Genomic DNA, 22,811 nt, shown 5'->3' on the forward strand with positions numbered 1-22,811 from the left:
TACTTCAAAATTCTTCATTGCTATTTTTATTTGGTCGTTAATAACTAGGAAAATACTTTTTTGAAAATTTGGATTACTTGGGTCGAGTTAGATTACACTAAAATGTCTTCATTGATACATTTGTCTTGGTAACCGCCTTTAATGTTTTTTAAATCTTCAGTGTTTAATACTTCAAAATTCTTCATTGCTATTTTTATTTGGTCGTTAATAACTAGGAAAATACTTTTTGAAAATTTGGATTACTTGGGTCGAGTTAGATTACACTAAAATGTCTTCATTGATACATTTGTCTTGGTAACCGCCTTTAATGTTTTTTAAATCTTCAGTGTTTAATACTTCAAAATTCTTCATTGCTATTTGGTTTTTAATTTTTAAGGAAACAATTACACCCCTTTATTCTGCTTTTTAGAAAAAGGTAACCCTGAGATTGAAAGTTTTTTTAAAAAAAAGTGAAAAAAACTGCATATATTTAAATCCTTTTAAGAAGTGTTGCGTATATAATGCATTGTTTCTAAGAAGATTAAGAAAAACTACTTGAGCGTGAAAAAAAATCTAAAAAAAATTCTGCTTTTCTCTCTTTTACTTGTTTTGCTGGCAGGCGAAAACAAGAATTTAGCACTTACATCAATTTTTTCTGAAGATCAGAAAACTGAAAATTTATCTCCTGATTCTGTTCTTGTTAAGCAGGTTAATAGGGCACTAGAATTTTATAAATCTCGAGAATATAAATATGCCGTACAGTCTTTTGAAAATGCTGTACAAACAATACAAAATGGGGGTGTTAACGATAAAAATATGATTTATCGTACCTATGTTAATTTTGGAGTGATTAAAGGAAGGCTTGGAAAGAGAAGTGATGCTTTAAAATATTACAGCTTAGCTGAAAAATATATTGTTGATAATTATGGATATGAAGATTCTAAGCTTGTTCCAATCTATGTAAATACAGGAAATATATATAATGATTTACATGATTTATATAAAGCTCAAAGTTATTATGAAAAAGCACTATCAATCATAGGTGATAATAACTCACGTTATCTTTCACAAATAAATAATAATCTTGGGAATAACTATTATAATAGACATGAGTATAATAATGCATTAGATTATTTTAAAAAATCATTATTGATAAAAAAGGATGTAAATGATAATAATATATCATCAACACTAAATGGGATTGCTAATTGTTATAAACAACTGAAAAAATATAAGGAAGCTGACTTGTACTATCTGCAAAGTATTGATAATATTAAAAGTTTTGGTGATGATAATCATTACAGATTAGGTACTCTATATCTAAACTATGGAATCCTCCAAAATGAAATTAAAAATACGGACAGTGTATTAAAATATTTTGAATTAGCCTATAAAGTTTATTTAAGTAACTACGGTGCTAAACATCCAGATGTTGCTAACTGCTTAATGAATATGGGTGACTTTTATGAAGAGCAGAAGCAGAACTTAACCTCTTTAAAATATTACCAAAAAGCGATTATTTCTGAATTAGATAACTTTTCAGATAGTATAATTTATACTAATCCTGATTTAAATAAAATTGAACCGCAAATATCAATACTTAGTATTTTAAAAGGTAAAGCAAAGGGATTTTCAAATTTATACAAGGAAAATGAGAAAGTTAGTGACCTAGATTTTAGCTTGGATACATATGATTTATGCCTAAATATTATTGATAAGATTAGAATTGGTTACCAGGATGAACAAAGTAAGTTTGCTTTATCGCAGAACGAAAAAGATACCTATACCTTAGCAATTGAAATTGCGGTGCAATTGTATGAACTTACTAAGGATATAAGCTATAAGGAAAGAGCTTTTAAATATGCAGAGCGATCTAAAGCAGCAAGTTTGATGTCTTCTTTGAATGATGTGAATGCCAAAAATGTAGGTGGAATTCCTGTTGAATTGCAGGAGGAGGAGCAGCAATTAAGAAAAGATATCGCTAGATATCGAGAAAAAATTTACGAAGAACGAAAGAGGATAAATTCAGATCGAAAAAAGATTTCAGATTGGCAGGGAAAATTGTTCGAATTAAATGAAAACTACAACCAAATGGTACTTCGTTTCGAAGAAGATTATCCTAAATACTATGATCTGAAATATAGAAATTATACAATTGAAATGTCTGACCTACAATCAAGGCTTTCCTCAGATGAAATATTAATTGAGTATTCCATTTCAGATTCTTCGCTTTTTACTTTTATTATTACCTCAGATTCATTTGAAATTAAAAAACAAGAAATTAATTCAGATAGTATAGATCATCATATTGAAGAAGTTAGGAGTGCTTTGAAGACAAATGATTTTGCAGAAAATAGTTCAGAATATTATCAGCGTTATACTAAGTCTGCATTTAACTTATATCAAACTTTTATAGCTCCTCATAGTGAGGTAATTCAAAATAAACAATTAATTATAGTTCCAGATGGTAAGATGGCTTATGTTCCTTTCGGGGTTTTAATTAAGCAAGTAGCTAATCCTGAACGAATGAACTATCGAGATTTAGATTATTTAATAAAATCTAACACAATAACTTACCAAAATTCTGCTACAATTGGTTTTTCAATTGAACCTGCAGGATTCAGTTTCTCAACAAGTAAATCGGTATTGGCATTTGCACCATCATATAAAGGGATTGATGATTCAATTTTATACACAGAAAGAGCTTATAGAGATAAGTTGTATCCATTGCCTTACACAAAAGAAGAGGTTAATAATATTTCGAACGTAATGGAAGGTGATCTATATTTGGATGAATTTGCAACGGAACAAAACTTTAAAGATCATGCAAGTGATTATGATGTTCTTCACCTAGCTATGCATACAATTATAGATGATGAGAATCCAATGTATTCGAAGTTGGTTTTCACTCAAACAAGTGATACAGTTCAGGATGGATTATTAAATACACATGAAATTTATAACATGAATTTTAATGCTAGAATGGTAGTTCTTAGTGCCTGTAATACAGGAGATGGTAAGCTTTTAAAAGGTGAGGGTGTGATGAGTTTGGCCAGAGGATTCTTTTATGCCGGTTGTCCTAGTATTATAATGACTTTGTGGACAGTTGAAGACCAAACTGGATCTAATTTAATGACGAATTTTTATGGCTATCTTTCTCAAGGATTAAAGAAGGATGATGCTCTTCGAAAGGCCAAGTTAAAATATTTAGAAACTGCCGATCCACTTAAGTCACATCCTTATTTTTGGTCAGGATATGTTACCATGGGTGATGTTGAACCATTATATGATTTCGATATAATGAATAACTTGGTTTATTTTGGATTTGGTGGGATTGCCTTATTGTTTTTAATCGTTTTTAGGCGAAGAATTAGAAGAAGAGTAGCATAAGTATTAAGAGATATAGTTTGAAAGCCTGAAACATTGTTTTAGGCTTTTTTTTGGGGGTAACAAGGAGGTTTAATCTTGCCAAAAACTATTAGTGGTTTGTAATTTCACATCAAACTTGAATGGTATTAAAATTGGTTTCTACATTCTTAGATACATTTAAGTAATAAAACAATGTTTGTGTTACAATACTTATAGTTATTAGTTCATGTATTGGATTTTAGAAAAAAGGAAAGCCATTCAATAAATTGAACGGCCTTATATATGTGCTAATGAATGAGTGTAATCTATTCCAACTTACTAAGAATTTCCTGAGCTTTTGCTTTATAGAAACTGTTTCCTCGTGCAATTGTATTGAATTGCTTTATGGCTTTATCTCTTTCGTTAGTCATCAAGTAACAAAATCCTAAATACCATTCGGATTGTTCTATAAACAAGTTGTTTTTGTGCTTTATTACTCTAGTAAAATTCTTATTAGCTTTATGATACTCATTAATTTCTAAATTAGAAATGCCTGAATAAAAGTTACTTGTAATATTTGTACTATCCTTGTCTAAAATTTGCTTAAAAAGGGTTAAGGCCGTTTGATAATCCTTGGCTTCGTAACTTTTTAATGCGGTAACAAGCATATTGTCGATATTAGCATCAGCCGAACGAGTAGTATTTACTATTGCATATGGTTTGTAGTAATTACTGTATACCTTTTCATTCGAATAGGAGTTCTTGTTGTTTACGAGAAACATTAAACTACCTAAACCAATAAATAATGCTAATGAAGCTGCAACAATATTCCATTTGGTTAGATACTTAAACTTGCGCTTCTCTTGTTCTTTAGGAGGTATTTCTATCGCCTCTAGCTTGCTTCTAAGGTCCATAATGTCATTTTCCATTATAGCCTCGTCAACTTCTTGATGTAAATCCAGTTCCATTTGTAAATCCGGATCATCCAGAAGGTCCTTTTCAAATTCCTTTAGCTGGTCGTCAGATAAACCACCATCTAGGAAATCCTCAATACGGTCAAAATTCATATCACTCATCATATACTTCTTTAAATTCATTATCACTTTTAATACTCTCTATCAGCATTTGTTTACACTGAAATTTCCTTTTTTTAGCATACTTCTCACTCTTGTAGCCCATTATGTCAGCAATTTCCTTAAGTGAGATTTTGTCTAAAGCAAGTTGAAGAACTTTCTTACAATCCGGTCCAAGTTTTTGGAAGTGTTTCTGATATAGTCGATACTTCTCAGTTTGGTCATAAGTCTCAGAAGCTTCGTCTAATCGATTATCCAGAACTCCTTCCGAATTGATTTCATTACTGTTCTTTTTCTTTTCAAGTTGCTTTAACCACAAAAGTCTGCAAATGGAATAGATGTATGTTTTAAAGTTACAACTAAGAACCAAAGGTTCCTTTTTCATTTTACGATAGATTACAATAATAGCCTCTTGGAAAAGATCGCGTGCGTCTTCCTCGTTCCCATTATTGTTCTCGATAAAATTGCGAATACTCGGAAAGAACTTTTTGTAGATGTAATTTAATACATCATTGTTGCTCATACTTATTCCCTCAAGTATCGCTTCAGTAGTGTAATCCATATTTTCTATCCCTTTATTCCTTTTATGGCAAAAAGGTAACCCTCAAAAAGTGAAAAAAATTTAAAAAAATATCAATCTTACACGTAAGTGATTGAAAATTAAATAAATAAAAAATAAAAAAAACTAACTTTTTTTTGTCTTTTTTTTATTTGTTATCATAAACTAAAGCAATATACTATTTATATTCAAATTTGGTTACTGCTTAAGCCTATTTTTTTATGATGAAATAATAAAAAAGTGGTGTAAGCGTACTAAAAAAGGAAGTGAATGCCGCATTGTACTATAGTCTAGTAAGGCAATTATGCTTTAAGTTTGATGCAAAATAAATGTCAAGATTAAATTTTTGAAATCAATTTTACTAATCTTGATTTTTAAGAATAGCGTAGACAATTTATTCGACTACAAAATAACGTTCAATTAAGAGAAAGTATAAAAACAAAAAAATCGGCTTTCAAATGAAAACCGATTTTTCGTGGGCGATATAAGATTCGAACTTATGACCCCTTGGGTGTAAACCAAGTGCTCTGAACCAACTGAGCTAATCGCCCCTGTTATTGGGAAATTTTGCTTTTTTGTGGGCGATATAGGATTCGAACCTATGACCCCTTGGGTGTAAACCAAGTGCTCTGAACCAACTGAGCTAATCGCCCTTGCCCTTAAAAGCGATGCAAATATAAGGTGGAATATTTTTATCTGCAAGAATAATTTTTAAAAAAATGAAAAAAATATTTCTGAATGACCCTAAAATTCGAGGAAAGCTTTAATTTTATCACTCGTAAAAAATTGATACTATGGATAATAATTTAGAGAGAGACTGGAATAGTTTGTTATATAAAATTTCTGAAGAATTTAATGTTGATGCTGATTTAAATGGAACTTTGCTTTTAATTGGCATACAAGAACGAGGTTTAGGCTTTAAGGAAACTTATTCAAAAGAGGAAAAGTGGGACCACATCGATTTGGCAACATGTACATTGCTTATGAAATGGAATTACTATTCTATCGAAGGATATGATGAAGACAATTGGCCTATATTTGTAAAGAACAAAATGGTTCCGCGCTTTTCGAAGGACAAAGAAAATCAATTGTTAAAATCATCAATTGTGGAATATTTTAAAGACAATGGATATTTGAACGATTAAAATAACAAACCTATACACACTAAAATGAAGAAACTACTTTACCTGGCTATTATACTAGCAATGGTATCTTGCCAAAAAAAATTGGAATTAGGAAAGAAAAACAGAATTGTTGAAATAGAAACTGAGTATGGTGATATCAAAATTAAGCTATATGACGAAACACCACTGCATCGTGATAATTTCGTAAAACTTGCCCATGCGGATTATTTCGATGGCACATTGTTTCATAGAGTAATTGATGGCTTCATGATACAAGGCGGAGATCCTGATTCAAAAGCAGCAAAACCTGGTGCCAGGTTAGGAGAAGGTGGTCCGGGATATCAGATAGATGCTGAGTTTAATCCTGCTTTATTTCACAAGAGAGGCGTAATTGCAGCAGCAAGAGAAGGTGATGCAGTTAACCCACAAAAGAAATCATCTGGATCGCAGTTTTATTTGGCTCAAGGTAGAGTATATACTCACGGTGGTTTGGATACTTTGTTAATGAAATTGAATGATAGAGTAAAAAATCAAATTTTTGAAAAGGCTCAAAAAAATAAGGCTACCGAGATTATGAAATATCAATCGGAAGGTGATATGGATAAAGTATCAGAACTGATAGATAAGATTCAAGTAGAAGTTGACTCTATTTTTGAGACTAAGCAAATTAAGTTTACACAGGCTCAGATTGATGCTTACACAACTGTTGGTGGAATTCCTCACCTTGATGGGAATTACACGGTATTTGGTGAAGTAATTGAAGGTATTGAATTTATTGATAGCATTGCGAAAGTAAAAAAGGATGATTTTGATCGTCCATTAGAGGACGTAGCTATGAAAATAAAAATCGTTCAATAAATGATTAGAATGTATGTGAGAGCTCCGGAAATTATTTCGGAGCTTTTTTTGTGATGAATTTTAATGATATCTATCTTAGTTCAGTTTTTTTAAAAAGAGTAACAATGAGAAAATTAGTCATACTTCTGATTTTATTTTTATTTCAATTTTCTGCGAAGAATACTTTTGCCCAAGGAACCAATTCAATAATCCTTATTGAGACTAATTTGGGTAATATGAAGGTGATGCTATACAAGGAAACACCTAAGCATCGTCAAAATTTTCTACAATTGGTGGAGAACGACCATTTTGATGGCACACTTTTTTATAGAGTAATTAAAGGTTTTGTGGCTCAGGGTGGATCGCAAGATTCGAGAAATGCTCCTGTGGGTAAAGCCATCGGATATGGAGATGCAAATAGAACCATACAATCTGAGTTTAATGAAAAGTTTTTCCATAAAAAGGGAGCGCTTGCTTCGCCACGACAGCCAGATAAGGTGAATATTTTTAAAGAATCGGATGTATCGCAGTTCTATATCGCACATGGAAGGGTATTTACAAATGAAGAATTAGATGCCATGGAGAAGGAGGTGAATGTGCCTTTGCGTAAGAGAATTGTAAAGAGATATTTGACTCCGAAAAAAAGACAGATTTTGGATTCTTTGAAAAAGGCCAAAAAGGTGACGGAGTTTCGTGCAATTGCAAAAAAAATAAAAGAATCAATTGAGTTTGATTACACTGCATCATCTGAAAAATTGGAATTTACGCCTGAGCAAAGAAAGGCATATACCACAGTAGGAGGCGTACCACACTTAGACGATAATTATACAGTTTTTGGAGAGGTAATTAGAGGATTAGAGGTTTTAGATAAAATTGTAAAGCTAAAAACAGATTCCAATGATCGACCTTATACTGATGTTAAGATGAAAGTAAAAATCTTAAAGTATTAAATGCTTTTGGTATTTAGCCATTTGCTTTTAGCCAATGAGAAAAAAGTTTTTGTAACTTTGCCGACTGTTGCAATAAATAAAGAAGTTATATCATGCTTGACAAAATAAAAAACCTGCTTGATGAGTTGAATGGATTTTCAGCTACAACACTGGAAGAGATAGAACAGTTCAGAATTAAACACCTTAGTAAAAAAGGTAGCATTGCTTCGTTGTTTGCCGATTTTAAAACTGTTCCAAACGAGGAGAAAAAAGCCGTTGGACAAGCTCTAAATGAGCTTAAAACAGTAGCTATGGATAAAGTAAATGCTTTAAAGGAAAGTTTTACCGGTGCAGAATTTGGCAAGTCTGGTTTGGATTTGACTTTGTCTGGCGATCCTGTAAAATTAGGTTCTCGTCACCCGCTTTCGTTGGTAAGAAATGAGATTACAGAAATTTTTGCTCGTTTAGGATTTACCATTTCTGAAGGTCCAGAGATTGAAGATGACTGGCACAACTTCTCGGCATTGAACTTCCCAGAGGAGCATCCAGCACGTGATATGCAGGATACTTTCTTTATCGAGAAAAATCCGGATGTAATTTTGAGAACTCATACATCATCAGTACAGGTTCATGATTTGCAAGAAATGGAATTGCCAATTCGTTGTTTAACTCCAGGTAGAGTATTCCGTAACGAAGCAATTTCGGCTCGTGCACACTGTATTTTCCACCAAATTGAGGCTTTATATGTGGATGAGAAAGTTTCTTTTGCTGATTTGAAGCAAACACTTACTTATTTTGCAAAAGAGTTCTTTGGTGAGAAAACTGAAATTAGATTGCGTCCATCATATTTTCCATTTACTGAGCCATCGGCCGAGGTAGATGTTACTTGTTCGCTTTGTGGCGGAAAAGGATGTAATGTATGTAAAGGAACCGGATGGCTTGAAATTTTAGGTTGCGGTATGGTTGATCCAAATGTATTGGAATTAAATGGTATCGACAGCAAGAAATACTCTGGTTTTGCATTGGGAATGGGAATTGAGCGTATTACCATGTTGAAATATGGTATTAAAGATCTTCGCTTGTTCTTCGAGAACGATATCCGTTTCCTTGAGCAATTTACTGCAGCAGGATTCTAAGAAAATCATAATAGATTTAAAATATAAATGCCTTCCATAATGGGAGGCATTTTTTATTTTTTACAGTGTACAGACGCACGGTCGTGCGTCTCTATCCGATTTATTCCTCGTGGTAAATAATTTCAGAAGTAACAGGAATCACTTTTTTGTACAAGGCACTAACTCCACAGTATTCTTCTTCCGATAATTTTACAGCTCGCTCAATCTTCGCATGAGGAATATCCTTGCCAAAGAATTCATAAACGATATGCATGTTTTTGTAATAACTTGGTTGTTCCTCGGTTAATTCGCCTTCAACCGAAACTTTTATATCTCGAACTTCAACACGCATTTTTTTAAGAATCATGGCGATATCGATACCTGTACAACCCGCTAATGCTGTTAACATTAATTTTTTAGGACTAACACCTGAGCCATCGCCACCTACTTGTTTGCTGGCATCTGTTATAATTTCGTGTCCATCCATATCGGCTTTATAGGCAAGTCTACCTTGCCAACTCATTTCTACTTTGTGTTTCATTGTTGTAAAAGTTGCAAGTTACAAGTTGTGGGTTTCAAGTATCAGATAACCAACTATTATAACTCTATGTGTATATTTTGTGAATCAAAAGTGTTCAATCAAAATTATTAAAAATTCTTGTGGCTTGAAACTTGTTTCTTTCTGCGTTTAATTTATGCTGCATGCTGCAAAAATTTACAAAAGTTTAAATTAAATAAGTGTGTGATTTGCTATTGGAGAAGTAAAACTTAAATTACTATATTTAAACCTGATTCTAAAATTGGTGAAATTAGAATTACGAAATGATTAAAACATCAGTAAAAACTACCACTTGGTTATGTTTTTAAGATGTATAATAAAGCTATTTTATAACAAGTTTATTCAGTAAGCGTTGAAATGAAGCAAAATATTAATCTTCCTAACTGTAATCAGTTAGCTGAGAAATTCAGTGTTAAGTTTCCTGATCTGGGTGTCGACGATCAAAATCTTTTATTTTGGGATGAAGAAGTACAACTCTTAAAACGTGGAAGTGTAATCTATAAAGAAGGCGATTTTGCCAAGGGATGCTTTTTCCTTTTTTCAGGCATTTTAAAGGTTTTTAAGACAGGTTTAGAAGGAAAAGAACAAATCATACGATTTGCAAAAGAGGGCGATTTAATTGGATTTAGATCGGTCTTGAGTCATGAACGTTTTTGTACTTCCGCAAAGGTTATCGAAGATGCTGTAGTGTGTTTTATTCCGGCTAATGTACTAACAAAGCTGATACAGGAAAATTCAAATTTTGCATTGCAGCTAATGAAAGTTACCTGTGCCGAATTGGGTGAGGCCAACAATTACATTACCGATATTGCACAAAAAACGGTAAGAGAGCGATTGGCTGAAGTACTAATACACCTTGAGGATACTTTCGGTTTAAATGAAGAAGGAACCTTAAAAATTTCGCTTACACGCGAGGAATTGGCCAATATGGTTGGTACAGCTACCGAGTCGGTAATTCGATTGTTATCGGAATTTAAATCGGATAAACTGATAGAACTAAACGGTAGAAAAATAAAGATATTAAATAGCGAATCGCTTAGAAAAACTGGCGGTTTGATTTAAAAAATATGATATAGATGTAAAGAGCCCGTTCAATTTGTTGAGCGGGTTTTTTTGTTACTAAATGTTTAGAAAGGTCTAAAAGTTACAAAGTCTAACAGTCTAATAGTGGAATAGTCAAACAGTCAAATTTTCTATTGTACAGCCTAGGCAATCTGTTATCCCTTCTTAAGAGTGTAGTTAGTATTTCTCCCACATGCTTTTTATTGTTGTGCGAACCAATAAAATAAAAACTATCGTACTTATTACGAATGCTATATAACCATCGGTTTCGGGAATTCGGAATGATACAAATAATGTGAATATGAGACAAAGGATAGTTGCGGATACCAATAAATAATCTTTCATAAAATTAATTCTTCTGAATTGCCTGTAAAAGTTAGGTGTTGCGCTTATTAATAACAATATCTGAAATTAAGATTAACAATATTTAACACTTGTATTTTGGTGTGGCTTGCAAAATAAATTAACTTAATTCTCGTTTTTAAAAGAATATTATAATAAAGCAAACCATTTTATTAACCCAAAAATCATTTAAAAATGAGTGACAAAGAAAGTTTTGAAGCCCTAAAACCTAAGTATTTATTAATTGAACAGGATGATGTAAAAGATCCCAATTTGCCTATAAATATAGCAGTTGGTGAAGCTTTTGATTTGTATCGTTATGCTACAACTGATAAGGATGCATTAACGGCAACAGATTTGGATATTGCGACAATAGAAGATTTACCAATTCGTGCAGAAGGATTACGAGAAGCACAAGGTAATTGGATACAAGTGCGTAAAGAAAGATCGGAAGCTGAAGAAAAGTGGACCACACTTTCGAAAGAGGCTTTCGAGACTAGAGATGAGTTATTACATTTCTGTAGATATGCCTACCGCAAAGATAATATGGCAATGCAAATTGTCTATCATGTTGCCGAAGGTTATACCAATACCGACATGATTCAGGATCTTTCGGAATTGGCAAAATTGATTGAAAGCAAGCCAGAGGCATTTCAGGCAGTAGGTGGCGATCCTGCTAAAGCAACAAAAGCACAAACTCTTGCTGAAGAGTGTAGTTTAACACTATCGAGTGTAAATGGTGATAAGGCAGAAAATGACAGGCCTGCAAAAGAAATGCGCGACAGAGCATTTACTTATCTAAAACAAGCTGTAGATGCAGTTCGTGATGCTGGTCGTTTCGTATTCTGGAAGAATCCAGAAAAGGCAGAACTGTATGCTAGCGTATATTTTAGAGAGCTTAGAGAAGAGCGTGAATCCAAACTTCAAGAAGAGGCCTAAGCCTCTGAAAGCCCCGAGAAGACTACTTACTTTTTGTAAGGGGAGCTTCCCGGGCCGAAGGATAGCTTACTTTTTGTAAGGGAAACGTACTTTTAAGAAGGAGAGCGAATTTATACCTAAGGGATGCCTACTTTGTGTAAGGAAAGCTTACTTATGCGAAGGAGGTATTACTTTTTGTAAGAATGATAAAAATTCGATTTGTACCTGTACAGACGTAGCATGCTACGTATCTACTAATTAAACAAAAAAAATGAAAAAATTACTACTACCACTTTGCCTGTTATTGGCGAGCTTAAGCCTTAAGGCTCAAGAGCTAAATTTTAATAATCTGATACTTGAAAATGAGGAATACGATGTGTCGATTCCATTCGAATACATTAAAGGGCACATGTATGTATCCTTAAAAATTGGTGGAAAAGATTATAGTTTTCTTTTTGATACAGGTGCGCCCACTATGATTTCTAAGGAACTTAAAAATGTACTTGATTGTAAAAAGTTACAGGCTACTGAATTGCGTGCTATTAATCATTTGAAAGATAGTGTTGAGAATGTACTTGTATCCGAATTGCGATTGGCTGATTTGAGTTTTAAAAATATTCCTGTTTCCGTATTTCCAGATCTATATGATAGATGTGATGATTATGAAAGTGGCATCATAGGAGCTAATTTATTTCGCAATAGCATTGTATACATTTCGTATAAACACAAAACCATAAGAATTACCAACGATAGAAAGAAAATACCAGTAAAAGGAAAATACAGATGGTTAATGAATATGCCAGAGAATAGGAATATGCCATTGGTTAGAGCTGAATTGATAAATGGTAAAAATAAAGTTGGAGGCGAGTTTGTATTCGATACTGGTGCCAATTGTTTGATTACTTTAAGCCCTCATTTTTCTAAAGTTTTTAGCGAAAAAAAGGTATTACATATGCTTGATAGTACCTGCGGAATAAGTGGAGCGGGTTTGCTTGGTGCTGCTAAGGATACTATTTTGAAAATTAACAGAATTCCTGAATTAAAAATCAATAAAGCTAGAATTAAAAATGTAATAACCAGGGATGTTCAATTGTCGTGTTTAGGCTGTGAATTAATTGAATATGGTGATGTTTTGTTGGATTTTAAAAACAGAAGTTTCGGATTTGTTCCTTACGAGGAAGAAACCAGTTCGAGACAAACATATTGGCCTATCGATTTTCTTTTTAATAAAAATAGAGTTGAAATATCAGCCATATGGGATGAAAACCTAAACGGTATTGAAGTAGGTAATCAGCTGATTGAAATTAATGGAGAGAATGTTGAGCAGATTGATATTTGTGATGCTCAATATAAGGATTATTTCAGCGGTAATGACCAAGTGAGTTTGGTTATTGAGAATAGTGAGGGAGAAAGAAAAATATTTAACATTTCCAGATTAAAATTTTAATCCCCTGTAGCATACTAAAATATGAAAACATTAATCCTTAACTTTTTCTTGATTGCACTTTTAAGTGTGGCATCAGCACAAAAAAATCAAGAATTAAATTACATCAATTATCACACTCAGTTGAATCAAGCCAAGCTATTGATTGCGCAATCAAAATATGATAAGGCTTTGGAAATCCATCAAAATGTGTTTAGGCAATATCCCAAGCATTTTTATAAAGATGTTCACAATGCCTGTGTTTCTGCCATAAAATGTAAAAAGAATAAAGTGGCTAGAAACTTGGCTGAAGAATTGGTAAGCCTTGGGTATCAATTGGAAGAATTTCAAAAAAATGCATTTAAAGATTTTAGAAACAGTAAAGAGTGGAAAGGATTCCTAAAAACTTATCCCAAATTACGATTGCAATATGAGAGCGGTTTAAATCAAGATTTGAGAGAGAAGTATCATCAGCTTTATCTGGAAGATCAAAAAGTTGCCAGTAACCAATATGGCTATGGAGAGTTTAAAAATGACAGCGCCATGTTGGCATTATCAAAGCGATTAAAAGAGTATTATAAGGAGGATGGAATTCCTGATTTTATTCATCAAAGCGATAGTATGTATACCAAGTATTATATACTGTACCGTCATTATTTTGGGATGAAAAACAATGCAGATAACACTCCGGAAATAAAAGAAAAATCGGGCATTTATAAGGAGATTGACGCATTAAATTGGAAGAAAATCTTACTACAAGAATTATCTGAAGGAAATATCGATCCGCAATTTTATTCTAATGCTGTAATGTATAACGATTATAGCAATCCTTTTGGAAAGGCAGCCATTAAAATTGATTTCGATAAGGAAACAGTTTCTCCTTTTATGAGTTTAAAACCCGAACAAGTTGCTAAGAAAAACGCAAATAGGTTAGCCATTGGTTTAATGCCTTTATCAGATGACAATAAAGAGATTCTCGCTAATACTTGGTATGCTAAATATCCATTTAAGGCCATTAAGGATTCCATTTCCAAAACCAAAAATGCCAGCTTATTAGATAAAATCATGCTTAAGACTAAGGTTGAACTGCAAGTATACAATTCATTTCCGCATGCGAATCAGGATGAATTCTTTATTGATGATTTCTCTAAAATAAATGAAAAATACAATCATGGATTTAAAGATCTGCCTACTGCAGATGATAAGTAGAGGATTTAGCGTATAAAGAGATCAGATAATATATTCCAGAACCGTAGCATGCTACGGCTCTTCCTGTAAACAGGTGTTTAATAGTTTCAACAATTTTCCTTATTTTTAGGCTTGATACTAAATCTAACTCCTACTTAGCTTGAAAAAACGATTTCCACACTTTCGACAGTTGGATGCCATGGATTGTGGCCCAACCTGTTTGCGCATGATTGCCAAGCACTATGGCAAGAATTACACTTTACAATCACTACGCGATAAATCGCACATTACCCGCGAAGGCGTTTCGATGTTGGGTATTGCCGATGCAGCCGAAAGTATTGGAATGCGTAGTATGGGCGTTCGCATTTCTTTCGATCAGTTGGCGAAAGAAGCTCCACTTCCGGCAGTTTGTCATTGGGGACAAAACCATTTTGTAGTGGTGCACAAGGTAGAGGAGAAGCGCAACAAAACCATTGTGCATGTTGCCGATCCTGGATCGGGATTGTTAAAATTTACCAAGGAGGAGTTTATTAAACAATGGGCAAGTACCCAAAGTCAGGGAGAGCTGAAAGGATTGTGCTTGTTGCTGGAACCAACACCTGATTTTTACAGCAAGAATGGGGAAGAAGTTTCTCAGAAAAAAAGCATAGGTTTTCTGCTAAAATACTTAAAACCTTATCGCAAATTCATGATCCAGCTAGTATTGGGCATGCTATTTGGCTCTTTGCTACAGCTGATTTTTCCATTTCTTACCCAATCCATTGTTGATATTGGGATCAACACCCAAAACCTGAGTTTTATTTACTTGGTATTGATAGCCCAGCTGGTATTGTTCATATCCAGAATGTCGGTAGAGTTTATTCGCTCCTGGATTTTACTGCACATTTCAACTCGAATTAATATTTCTTTGATATCCGATTTCCTGATCAAATTGATGAAACTGCCTATAGGCTTCTTCGATATTAAAATGATTGGAGATTTATTGCAAAGAATTCAAGATCATACCCGAATTGAGAACTTCCTTACATCATCAACCTTAAATGTGTTGTTCTCAATGGTGAACCTCCTGATTTTTGGGGTGGTATTGGCAATTTACGATCTGCAAATATTCCTGGTTTTTGTACTAGGATCAGGACTGTATATTCTTTGGGTGAATTTATTTTTGCGAAAACGAAGGGAATTGGATGGAAAACGATTTGCTCAAATGTCGAGCAATCAGAACTCGTTGGTGCAGTTAATCACCGGAATGCAGGAAATCAAACTAAATAACTGTGAGAAACAAAAACGTTGGGAGTGGGAACAAATTCAGGCAGAGTTGTTCCAGGTTCGAACCAAAGGTTTGGCTTTAAATCAGTATCAGATTTCTGGTTCGGTATTTTTTAACGAAACCAAGAATATCATTATCACTTTTCTGGCTGCAAAAGCGGTTTTAGATGGAGGAATGACACTGGGTATGATGTTGGCAGTTCAATACATCATTGGTCAGTTGAACTCTCCACTTGATAATTTGGTACAGGTAATTCACTCATGGCAGGATGCAAAGATCTCTTTGGAGCGTTTGGGTGAAATTCACGAAATGAAAGAGGAGGAGAGTGTAGATGAACAAACGCTTACCGAGATACCTGATGAGAAAACCATTGACATTGAAAATGTTTGTTTCCAATACGAAGGTCCGCATTCCGAAATGGTTTTGAATGATGTAAACCTAAAAGTAGAAGAGGGAAAAACGACCGCTATTGTTGGTGCCTCGGGTAGTGGAAAAACCACTTTAATTAAATTGATGTTGGGATTTTATCCAACTACGAAAGGTAGAATTTCGCTTGGAGGAACCACGTTGGAAAATTATAGCTCGGCGATGTGGCGCCAAAACTGTGGGGTAGTAATGCAAGATGGATTTATTTTCTCGGATACCATTGCCAAGAACATTGCGGTAGGAGTTGAGCATATCGATAAAAAGAGATTGTTGTATGCGGTTCAGGTTGCTTGTATCGACCAATTTATTGAAAATTTACCTTTGCGTTACAATACCAATATTGGAGCCAATGGGCATGGGTTAAGCCAGGGACAAAAACAAAGAATATTGATTGCAAGAGCGGTTTATAAAAACCCTGAATTTTTGTTCTTCGATGAAGCGACCAATGCATTGGATGCAAACAATGAGTTGGCCATTATGGATAATCTTGATGAGTTTAATAAAGGCAGAACGGTTGTAGTAGTTGCGCATAGGTTAAGCACCGTGAGAAATGCAGATAAAATCATTGTACTGGAGAAAGGTGAAATCGTAGAACAAGGTACGCACGAAGAGCTTACTAGCTTGGAGGGTAAGTATTATCAGTTGGTTAAAAATCAGTTAGAACTCGGTAATTGATTTATTTAGACGCTGATTTTATAAGATGATTATGATTTTTATGATATGGAATAGGACATGATTGAGAATTATAAATATACTGAGCTTACAGATAAGATTATTGAAGCATTTTATAAAGTTTATAATCAACTTGGAATTGGATTTTAAGAGAAAGTATATGAAAATTCTCTTTTAATTGAATTAAAAGCAGTTGAATCTATTCGAGCAGAGCATGAAGTTCAATTGGTAAATTATTTACGAGCAACTAATATAGAAGTTGGGTTACTTTTAAATTTTGGTAATAAACCTCAAATTAAACGCAAGGTTTTTGCTAATAGCAGGAAAGTAAATCTTAATGATCATATGAAATCATAAAAATCTGCGTCTAAAAAGTTTAAATAACATGGAGAAAGACCCGAATATAGAATTACGATCAGACGAAGTAAAAGAGATACTTGGACGAGTTCCTAATTGGATAATTAGGAGTGGAACTACTTTGTTTTTTGTTGTGATTGCTGCAATTGTAATTGGAAGTAATTTTTTCCGATATCCTGATATTATTGATTCAAGATTGGTGTTGACAACTTTGAATCCGCCTGCTGAATTGGTAGCCCGATCAAGTGGTAAAATACAAGATTTGTATGTGAAAGATAATGAAGCTGTAAAGGAGGGAAGCCTGTTGGCCATTATTGAGAACCCTGCTTTTAATAAGGATATTTTTGAGCTAAAAGAAAAACTGGAAACCTTTCAGGGACACCTAACAGGAGCCGAAAATGTGAATGCTGACATTGTAGAGGGAACTTTCAGACTTGGAGAAGTGCAAAGCTACTACAATACATTTTTAAAATCCTGTGTTGATTATCAACGTTTTTTTGAATTGGAGTATTACGACAGAAAAATAGATTCTTACAAGAAGCAGATTAGTAAATACAACATGTTTTATGATCGCCAATATCAGCAAAAGAAAATTTTGGAAAGCGAGTTAGCGATATCTAAGAAGCAATACGAGAGGGATTCGTCCTTATTTCAAAGAGGGGTAATAGCACAGCAAAACTTCCAGAATTCAAAGAAAAAATATCTTGAGAGTTCTTATTCTTTTCACGGATCCAGATCTGCACTTGCTTCAACACAGATTAAAATTTCGGATGTAGAACAACAAATTATCGACCTTGAACTAAAGAAGGAGACAGAAAGAAAAGATCTGCAAAATCTAATGATTCACTCTTTCGATCAGTTAAAGGCTCAAATTGATATTTGGGAGCAAAAGTATCTGATTAAAACACCGATAGATGGTAAGGTAACTTTTAATAAGTTTTACAGCTCGAATCAGAATGTCAAAACTGGAGATAGGGTATTTACTGTTCTTCCTAACGATTCAACTAAGATAGTTGCACGTGTAGAGTTGGGAATGCGAGATGCGGGTAAAGTAAAAGTTGGGCAAAGAGTGAATATAAAACTCGATAATTATCCTTATCTTGAATACGGGATGCTAGAAGGGACGATACAATCTATCTCAAAGGTGCCAGAGAATCAAAAATATACTCTCGATGTTAACTTGTCTAATGGTTTGGTTACGAATATCGGAACTGAATTAAAGTTTGCTCAGGATAGTGAGGGTAAAGCGGAGATCATTACAGAAAATCTTCGATTGCTTCAACGAATTTTCAACCCAATACGTGCATTATTAAAAGAGCGTTTGTAAGTTCCAATCCCGTAAATCAAAATCGGTGATATGAAAGAACTTGCAGTTGGTATTGATATTGGTGGTACACATACCGTTTTTGGTTTGGTGGACAAGCTAGGCAATTGTTTGGCCCAAAACAGGATGTATACCAAGGATTTTGATACTTTTTCTGACTTTATTTCGACCCTATCAGCTAAAATAAAAGCATTAGAAATACCCAATCAGGCAAATTATAAAGTTATTGGAATTGGTGTGGGTGCACCTAATGCCGACTACATTAATCAAACTATCGAAAATGCATCAAACCTTTCATGGGAAGGAATTTTACCTTTGGGTGATTTATTACGAAAAAAATTTGGCTTACCAGTTAAGGTTACCAACGATGCAAATGCATCGGCAATGGCTGAAATGATTTACGGTGGTGCTATTGGCATGAAAAATTTTATGGTTCTAACCCTTGGCACTGGTTTAGGTAGTGGTATTGTTGTTAATAACGAAATTGTATATGGTCATTCAGGTTTTGCAGGCGAATTTGGGCATATTATAGCCCGACCTGATGGAAGACAATGCGGATGTGGAAGGTTTGGCTGTCTGGAGACTTATGCTTCGGCTACGGGTATAAAAAGGACTGTAAGTAAGCTATTGGCCAAATATTCCTTTAAGAGTGAATTAAGGGGGATACCTTTTGATCGCATGAGCGCAAAAAAATTGGCAGATGCAGCCTACCATGGAGATGAAATTGCATTGGAATCATTCGAATATACCGGGAAAATTTTAGGCATCGCGCTAGCAAATGTTGTTGCGATTAATAATCCAGAGGCTATATTTTTGGCGGGTGGACTTTCTAAAGCCGGAGATTTACTGCTGAAGCCTACTCAATATCATATGGAAGAAAATCTGCTTTCTGTCTATAAGGGTAAAACTGTTTTGAAAGTAACTTCTGTTAATGGAAATTCAGGGATTTTAGGTTCTGCGGCTATGATATGGAATCTTGTTTAATTATTTGTAGCTTTGGTTCTCACTCAATTAAGCCAAACAATTTTAGATGAGCCTGCGATTAATTAGCATTATCCTCTTTTTATTAACGAGCAAAGTTTATGCTCAAAAAACGGTGGAACCGTTTGCTACCCATAATCAAAGCCCATTAATCCATTTTTTCGGATTGCCCAATCATTACGGAGGTAAAGTTTTAGCAAAAGGTGATTTTTCGTTTGGCAATTATCTAAATATAGCCAATAACGCAACATCTTCACAATTGATCACTGAGGCCATTTACCTAGATGGAGAAATGTACCGAAATGATATAATCCTTAGATATGGATTGTTAAAGAATCTTCAAATAGAGTTAAATATTCCATTGGTAAGACATTCTACAGGAGTAATGGATCCGATAATTAGTGGGTGGCATGAAACATTTGGGTTACCAGGTAAAGCAAGGGAATTTATGACCAATTTCAATCTTACCTATTTGTACCGTGAAAATGAAAATACTCAAATTCTAATGAATGAGAGCGAATTGAAGTTTGGTGATATTGCTTTAAAGTTCGATGTACCTGTAGTAAATTCAAATAAGCATGCTCTATCGGTGGGTACTTTTTTTAAATTTTCAACGGGAAATAAAAGACAGTTGATTGGGAGTGGTACGAACGATATTGGAGCTAACTTGTCAGGTAGAATTATACCTAAAAATAAAGAGAAAACATTTACGTATTTTTACTCCGCAGGATATATGCACATTGGTTCAGGTGCCCTTCTATCTGATATTTTAACCAAGAATATTGTGTTTGGAAGTTTAGGATCGGCTTTTAGCTTGAGTAAAAGTTGGGTTCCAAAAATTCAGTTTGATTTTCATTCGGGTTTTTATAAAAAATCCGCTACCAAGCAATTGGGTAGAGAATCTATTCAATTGGTACTAGGGACCGATTATTTTATATCGGATGACTTAAATTTATCATTCTCTTTCTCAGAGGATTTAATTGTAAATACTTCACCGGATTTTGTATTGCAATTTGGTGTTTCATATAAACTTTAACCCATTACGATTATGAGTATTATTGGAAATATTATTTGGATCATTTTTGGAGGTCTTTTTATATTCTTTGAATATTTAATTGCTGGTCTTTTAATGTGCTTCACCATTGTTGGAATTCCTTTTGGAATTAAAATTATGCAATTATCCATTTTAGGCTTGGCCCCTTTTGGTCAAAAGGTCGAATACAACGATCATGCAGGAGGATGCTTGAGCATTATTTTGAATGTGATTTGGATTTTTATTGGAGGTTTGTGGATAGCTTTAACGCACTTGGTGTTTGCTTTGATTTTTGCAATAACCATTATAGGAATTCCTTTTGCTGCTCAACATGTAAAGCTAGCTGGTTTTGCTCTTACACCGTTTGGAAAAAGTATTCGATAGAATAAAAACACAAAGTTCTATAAAAAGAAATATCCCGGCCGGAGAGGCACGGGATAATCACAAAATACTTAAACAACAAACACTAACATAAACGTTCCTTAACGCGTATGGAGAGCAAATGTGAGAAAAATATTTTGGATATGAAAATGATTTGGTCTTTATAATGTCAAAAATATCAAATACTTACACCGAAAACGTTTGTATAAACCTTATTTATTTTCAATTTAAATACTGACAGGTCTTTTTTTCGATAAAAAAATGGAATTGCTCCACGTGGAACATTCTTTTTATCTTTTCTAATTCATTTTCAGTTGGTTTACAATAATGCTATAAATCGTATTTTCTAATATCTTTGCATTTTTAATCAAAATATTGAACAAAATTGAATCCTCTTAAAAAACTTGCTGGCGAAACCGCCATTTATGGCGTAAGCTCCATTGTTGGTCGATTTTTAAATTGGTTATTATTTCCAGTATATACCTATATTTTTGCACCTGATGAGTATGGGATTGTTGCTAATTTAATGTCGTATGTAGCCTTATTTTTAGTTTTTCTTACTTATGGAATGGAAACTGGTTATTTCCGTTTTTCCAATAAGGAAGGAAAGGCAGAAATTACATTTACAACGGGATTCTTTAGCTTAAGCGCTTCCACACTTGTTTTTTGGTTATTGATTTTTGTGTTTTTGAATCCTTTGGCTGATTATTTAAAGATATCGGAACACAAAGAGTACATATTATTGTTGGCTGCAACTTTGGGATTAGATGCCATAACAGCCTTACCATTTGCCAGGCTCAGGTTACAAAACAGAGCTTTCCGTTATGCAGGACTAAAGCTGATAAATATATTTGGGAATTTAGGTATCAATCTGTTTTTCTTGGTTTTATGTCCTTGGATTCATAAAAACTTCCCAAATGTTCCAATCGAAACAATTTGGAATCCTGATATTGGTGTAGGTTATATATTTATCGCCTTTTGTGTGGCATCTGTTATCAATTTTCTTTTGTTGTTGCCTGACCTAAAATCCTTACAATTTAAAATAGATTCTGGTTTGCTGAAGGAGATCTTGTCATATTCATGGCCAATATTAATCGTAAGTGTTTGCGGGCAAATCAATTTAAATTTGGATAAGATGTTAATGCCAAATCTAATTCCTGAATCTATGGATCCAATGTATCAAACGGGGATTTATGGTGCAAATTACAAGTTGGCTGTTATCATGACGTTATTCATTCAAGCTTTTAGATATGCCTTTGAACCGTTCTTTTTTGCTCAATCAAAGCAAGAAAACTCAAAGCAGGTTTATGCTGATGTATTGAAGTATTTTACGGTGTTTTGTTTGCTAATTTTCTTGGGTGTAATGTTCTATATTGACATTGTAAAATTGTTAATTAAATCGAATTACCATGAAGGTTTAAGCATTGTTCCTTATGTACTTCTTGGGAATTTATTCTTTGGTGTTTTCTTTTCTTTATCGCTTTGGTATAAACTAAGCGATAAAACAAGATATGGTGCCATTATGGCGATTATTGGATCGATAATTACTATCGCTCTTAATATTATTTTAGTTCCTAAAATTGGCTATCAAGGAGCAGCATATGCAGTATTTCTTTGCTTCGGTATAATGATGGTTGTTTCGTATATATTGGGGCAAAGGCATTATCCTGTTCCATACGATATTAAAAGAATTCTTTTCTATTTTATTTTCGCGATGATTCTTTTTGCAGTAGGTTCTCAAATAAGAATTGAAAATCAATGGCTTAAAATGCTTGCCAAGACACCAATATTATTGGCTTTTATTGCTGTTGTAATACAAAAAGAACAATTATGGGGGATGTTAAAAAAGCGCTCGAATTAAATAAAATCCACTCATTCTTAATCACTAATTTATCTTTCATAAGAGAGATGAAT

At 33.8% G+C, this 22,811-nt stretch carries 20 protein-coding genes, 2 tRNA genes and 1 pseudogene; 16 read left to right on the forward strand and 7 right to left on the reverse strand.

Annotated elements, in window-relative coordinates; genetic code table 11:
• Positions 1-92: 92 nt before the first annotated feature.
• Both DF185_RS24225 and DF185_RS24230 read right to left on the reverse strand, forming a co-directional pair.
• A complete protein-coding gene (locus DF185_RS24225) occupies positions 93-185 on the reverse strand; it encodes a bacteriocin class II family protein (protein WP_110362312.1) in 93 nt (30 codons plus the stop codon).
• Between the two features lie 73 nt (positions 186-258).
• Entirely contained in the window at positions 259-351 is a 93-nt protein-coding gene (locus DF185_RS24230; RefSeq protein WP_110362312.1) for a bacteriocin class II family protein, read from the reverse strand.
• A 189-nt stretch (positions 352-540) separates the two neighbouring features.
• Here DF185_RS24230 and DF185_RS18240 point away from each other — a divergent pair, with 189 nt between their 5' ends.
• Positions 541-3,369: a CHAT domain-containing protein gene (locus DF185_RS18240; RefSeq protein ID WP_110362314.1), complete on the forward strand. Its 2,829-nt coding sequence runs from the start codon at positions 541-543 to the stop codon at positions 3,367-3,369.
• A gap of 284 nt (positions 3,370-3,653) precedes the next feature.
• On the opposite strand, the gene DF185_RS18245 is transcribed toward DF185_RS18240, so the two are convergent.
• The 4 genes from DF185_RS18245 to DF185_RS18260 form a co-directional block, all read right to left on the reverse strand.
• Positions 3,654-4,424 (reverse strand): tetratricopeptide repeat protein, encoded by a 771-nt coding sequence (locus tag DF185_RS18245; RefSeq protein ID WP_110362316.1) that lies wholly within the window; start codon positions 4,422-4,424, stop codon positions 3,654-3,656.
• Positions 4,396-4,962, reverse strand: a complete 567-nt coding sequence (locus tag DF185_RS18250) for an RNA polymerase sigma factor (protein ID WP_110362318.1) — start codon at positions 4,960-4,962, stop codon at positions 4,396-4,398. The genes DF185_RS18245 and DF185_RS18250 overlap by 29 nt, the downstream gene beginning before the upstream one ends.
• A gap of 473 nt (positions 4,963-5,435) precedes the next feature.
• Positions 5,436-5,510 (reverse strand) — tRNA-Val (locus DF185_RS18255).
• A gap of 27 nt (positions 5,511-5,537) precedes the next feature.
• A tRNA-Val gene (locus DF185_RS18260) sits at positions 5,538-5,612 on the reverse strand.
• Positions 5,613-5,753: 141 nt separating this feature from the next.
• On the opposite strand from DF185_RS18260, the gene DF185_RS18265 reads away from it, so the two are divergent.
• The 4 genes from DF185_RS18265 to pheS all read left to right on the forward strand — a co-directional run bounded on the left by DF185_RS18265 (position 5,754) and on the right by pheS (position 8,985).
• Positions 5,754-6,104: a hypothetical protein gene (locus DF185_RS18265; protein WP_110362320.1), complete on the forward strand. Its 351-nt coding sequence runs from the start codon at positions 5,754-5,756 to the stop codon at positions 6,102-6,104.
• Positions 6,105-6,128: 24 nt separating this feature from the next.
• Positions 6,129-6,941 (forward strand): peptidylprolyl isomerase, encoded by an 813-nt coding sequence (locus DF185_RS18270; protein ID WP_207784695.1) that lies wholly within the window; start codon positions 6,129-6,131, stop codon positions 6,939-6,941.
• 104 nt (positions 6,942-7,045) lie between these two features.
• Complete coding sequence (locus DF185_RS18275; protein ID WP_110362678.1) at positions 7,046-7,870, forward strand: peptidylprolyl isomerase; 825 nt, start codon at positions 7,046-7,048, stop codon at positions 7,868-7,870.
• Between the two features lie 92 nt (positions 7,871-7,962).
• Positions 7,963-8,985 carry a phenylalanine--tRNA ligase subunit alpha gene (pheS, locus tag DF185_RS18280; RefSeq protein ID WP_110362322.1) on the forward strand — a complete coding sequence of 341 codons (1,023 nt, stop codon included), beginning with the start codon at positions 7,963-7,965 and terminating at the stop codon, positions 8,983-8,985.
• A gap of 100 nt (positions 8,986-9,085) precedes the next feature.
• On the opposite strand, the gene DF185_RS18285 is transcribed toward pheS, so the two are convergent.
• A complete protein-coding gene (locus tag DF185_RS18285) occupies positions 9,086-9,505 on the reverse strand; it encodes an OsmC family protein (protein WP_110362324.1) in 420 nt (139 codons plus the stop codon).
• Positions 9,506-9,880: 375 nt separating this feature from the next.
• Between DF185_RS18285 and DF185_RS18290 the strand changes: the two genes are divergently transcribed.
• The 11 genes and pseudogenes from DF185_RS18290 (at position 9,881) to DF185_RS18340 (ending at position 22,758) form a co-directional block, all read left to right on the forward strand.
• Complete coding sequence (locus tag DF185_RS18290) at positions 9,881-10,585, forward strand: Crp/Fnr family transcriptional regulator (protein ID WP_110362326.1); 705 nt, start codon at positions 9,881-9,883, stop codon at positions 10,583-10,585.
• Between the two features lie 537 nt (positions 10,586-11,122).
• The gene (locus DF185_RS18295) at positions 11,123-11,866 is read left to right on the forward strand and encodes a hypothetical protein (protein ID WP_110362328.1); all 744 of its coding nucleotides are present in this window, start codon (positions 11,123-11,125) and stop codon (positions 11,864-11,866) included.
• 250 nt (positions 11,867-12,116) lie between these two features.
• The gene (locus DF185_RS18300; protein WP_110362330.1) at positions 12,117-13,292 is read left to right on the forward strand and encodes a retropepsin-like aspartic protease; all 1,176 of its coding nucleotides are present in this window, start codon (positions 12,117-12,119) and stop codon (positions 13,290-13,292) included.
• A 21-nt stretch (positions 13,293-13,313) separates the two neighbouring features.
• Positions 13,314-14,477, forward strand: coding sequence for a hypothetical protein (locus DF185_RS18305; protein WP_110362332.1), 1,164 nt, complete (start codon positions 13,314-13,316; stop codon positions 14,475-14,477).
• A gap of 139 nt (positions 14,478-14,616) precedes the next feature.
• Positions 14,617-16,824 (forward strand): peptidase domain-containing ABC transporter, encoded by a 2,208-nt coding sequence (locus DF185_RS18310; RefSeq protein ID WP_110362334.1) that lies wholly within the window; start codon positions 14,617-14,619, stop codon positions 16,822-16,824.
• Between the two features lie 168 nt (positions 16,825-16,992).
• Positions 16,993-17,178 (forward strand): annotated as a pseudogene (locus DF185_RS24235) (GxxExxY protein); the annotation flags it as partial.
• Between the two features lie 28 nt (positions 17,179-17,206).
• Complete coding sequence (locus tag DF185_RS18320; protein WP_110362336.1) at positions 17,207-18,505, forward strand: HlyD family secretion protein; 1,299 nt, start codon at positions 17,207-17,209, stop codon at positions 18,503-18,505.
• Between the two features lie 30 nt (positions 18,506-18,535).
• Positions 18,536-19,486, forward strand: a complete 951-nt coding sequence (locus DF185_RS18325; protein ID WP_110362338.1) for an ROK family protein — start codon at positions 18,536-18,538, stop codon at positions 19,484-19,486.
• 46 nt (positions 19,487-19,532) lie between these two features.
• Entirely contained in the window at positions 19,533-20,519 is a 987-nt protein-coding gene (locus DF185_RS18330; protein WP_110362340.1) for a DUF3187 family protein, read from the forward strand.
• Between the two features lie 12 nt (positions 20,520-20,531).
• Positions 20,532-20,900, forward strand: a complete 369-nt coding sequence (locus DF185_RS18335; protein WP_110362342.1) for a YccF domain-containing protein — start codon at positions 20,532-20,534, stop codon at positions 20,898-20,900.
• Between the two features lie 382 nt (positions 20,901-21,282).
• Positions 21,283-22,758, forward strand: coding sequence for an oligosaccharide flippase family protein (locus tag DF185_RS18340; RefSeq protein ID WP_110362344.1), 1,476 nt, complete (start codon positions 21,283-21,285; stop codon positions 22,756-22,758).
• Positions 22,759-22,811 lie beyond the last annotated feature (53 nt).

Origin of the sequence: Marinifilum breve (assembly GCF_003202155.1) — a bacterium.
Classification (GTDB): domain Bacteria; phylum Bacteroidota; class Bacteroidia; order Bacteroidales; family Marinifilaceae; genus Marinifilum; species Marinifilum breve.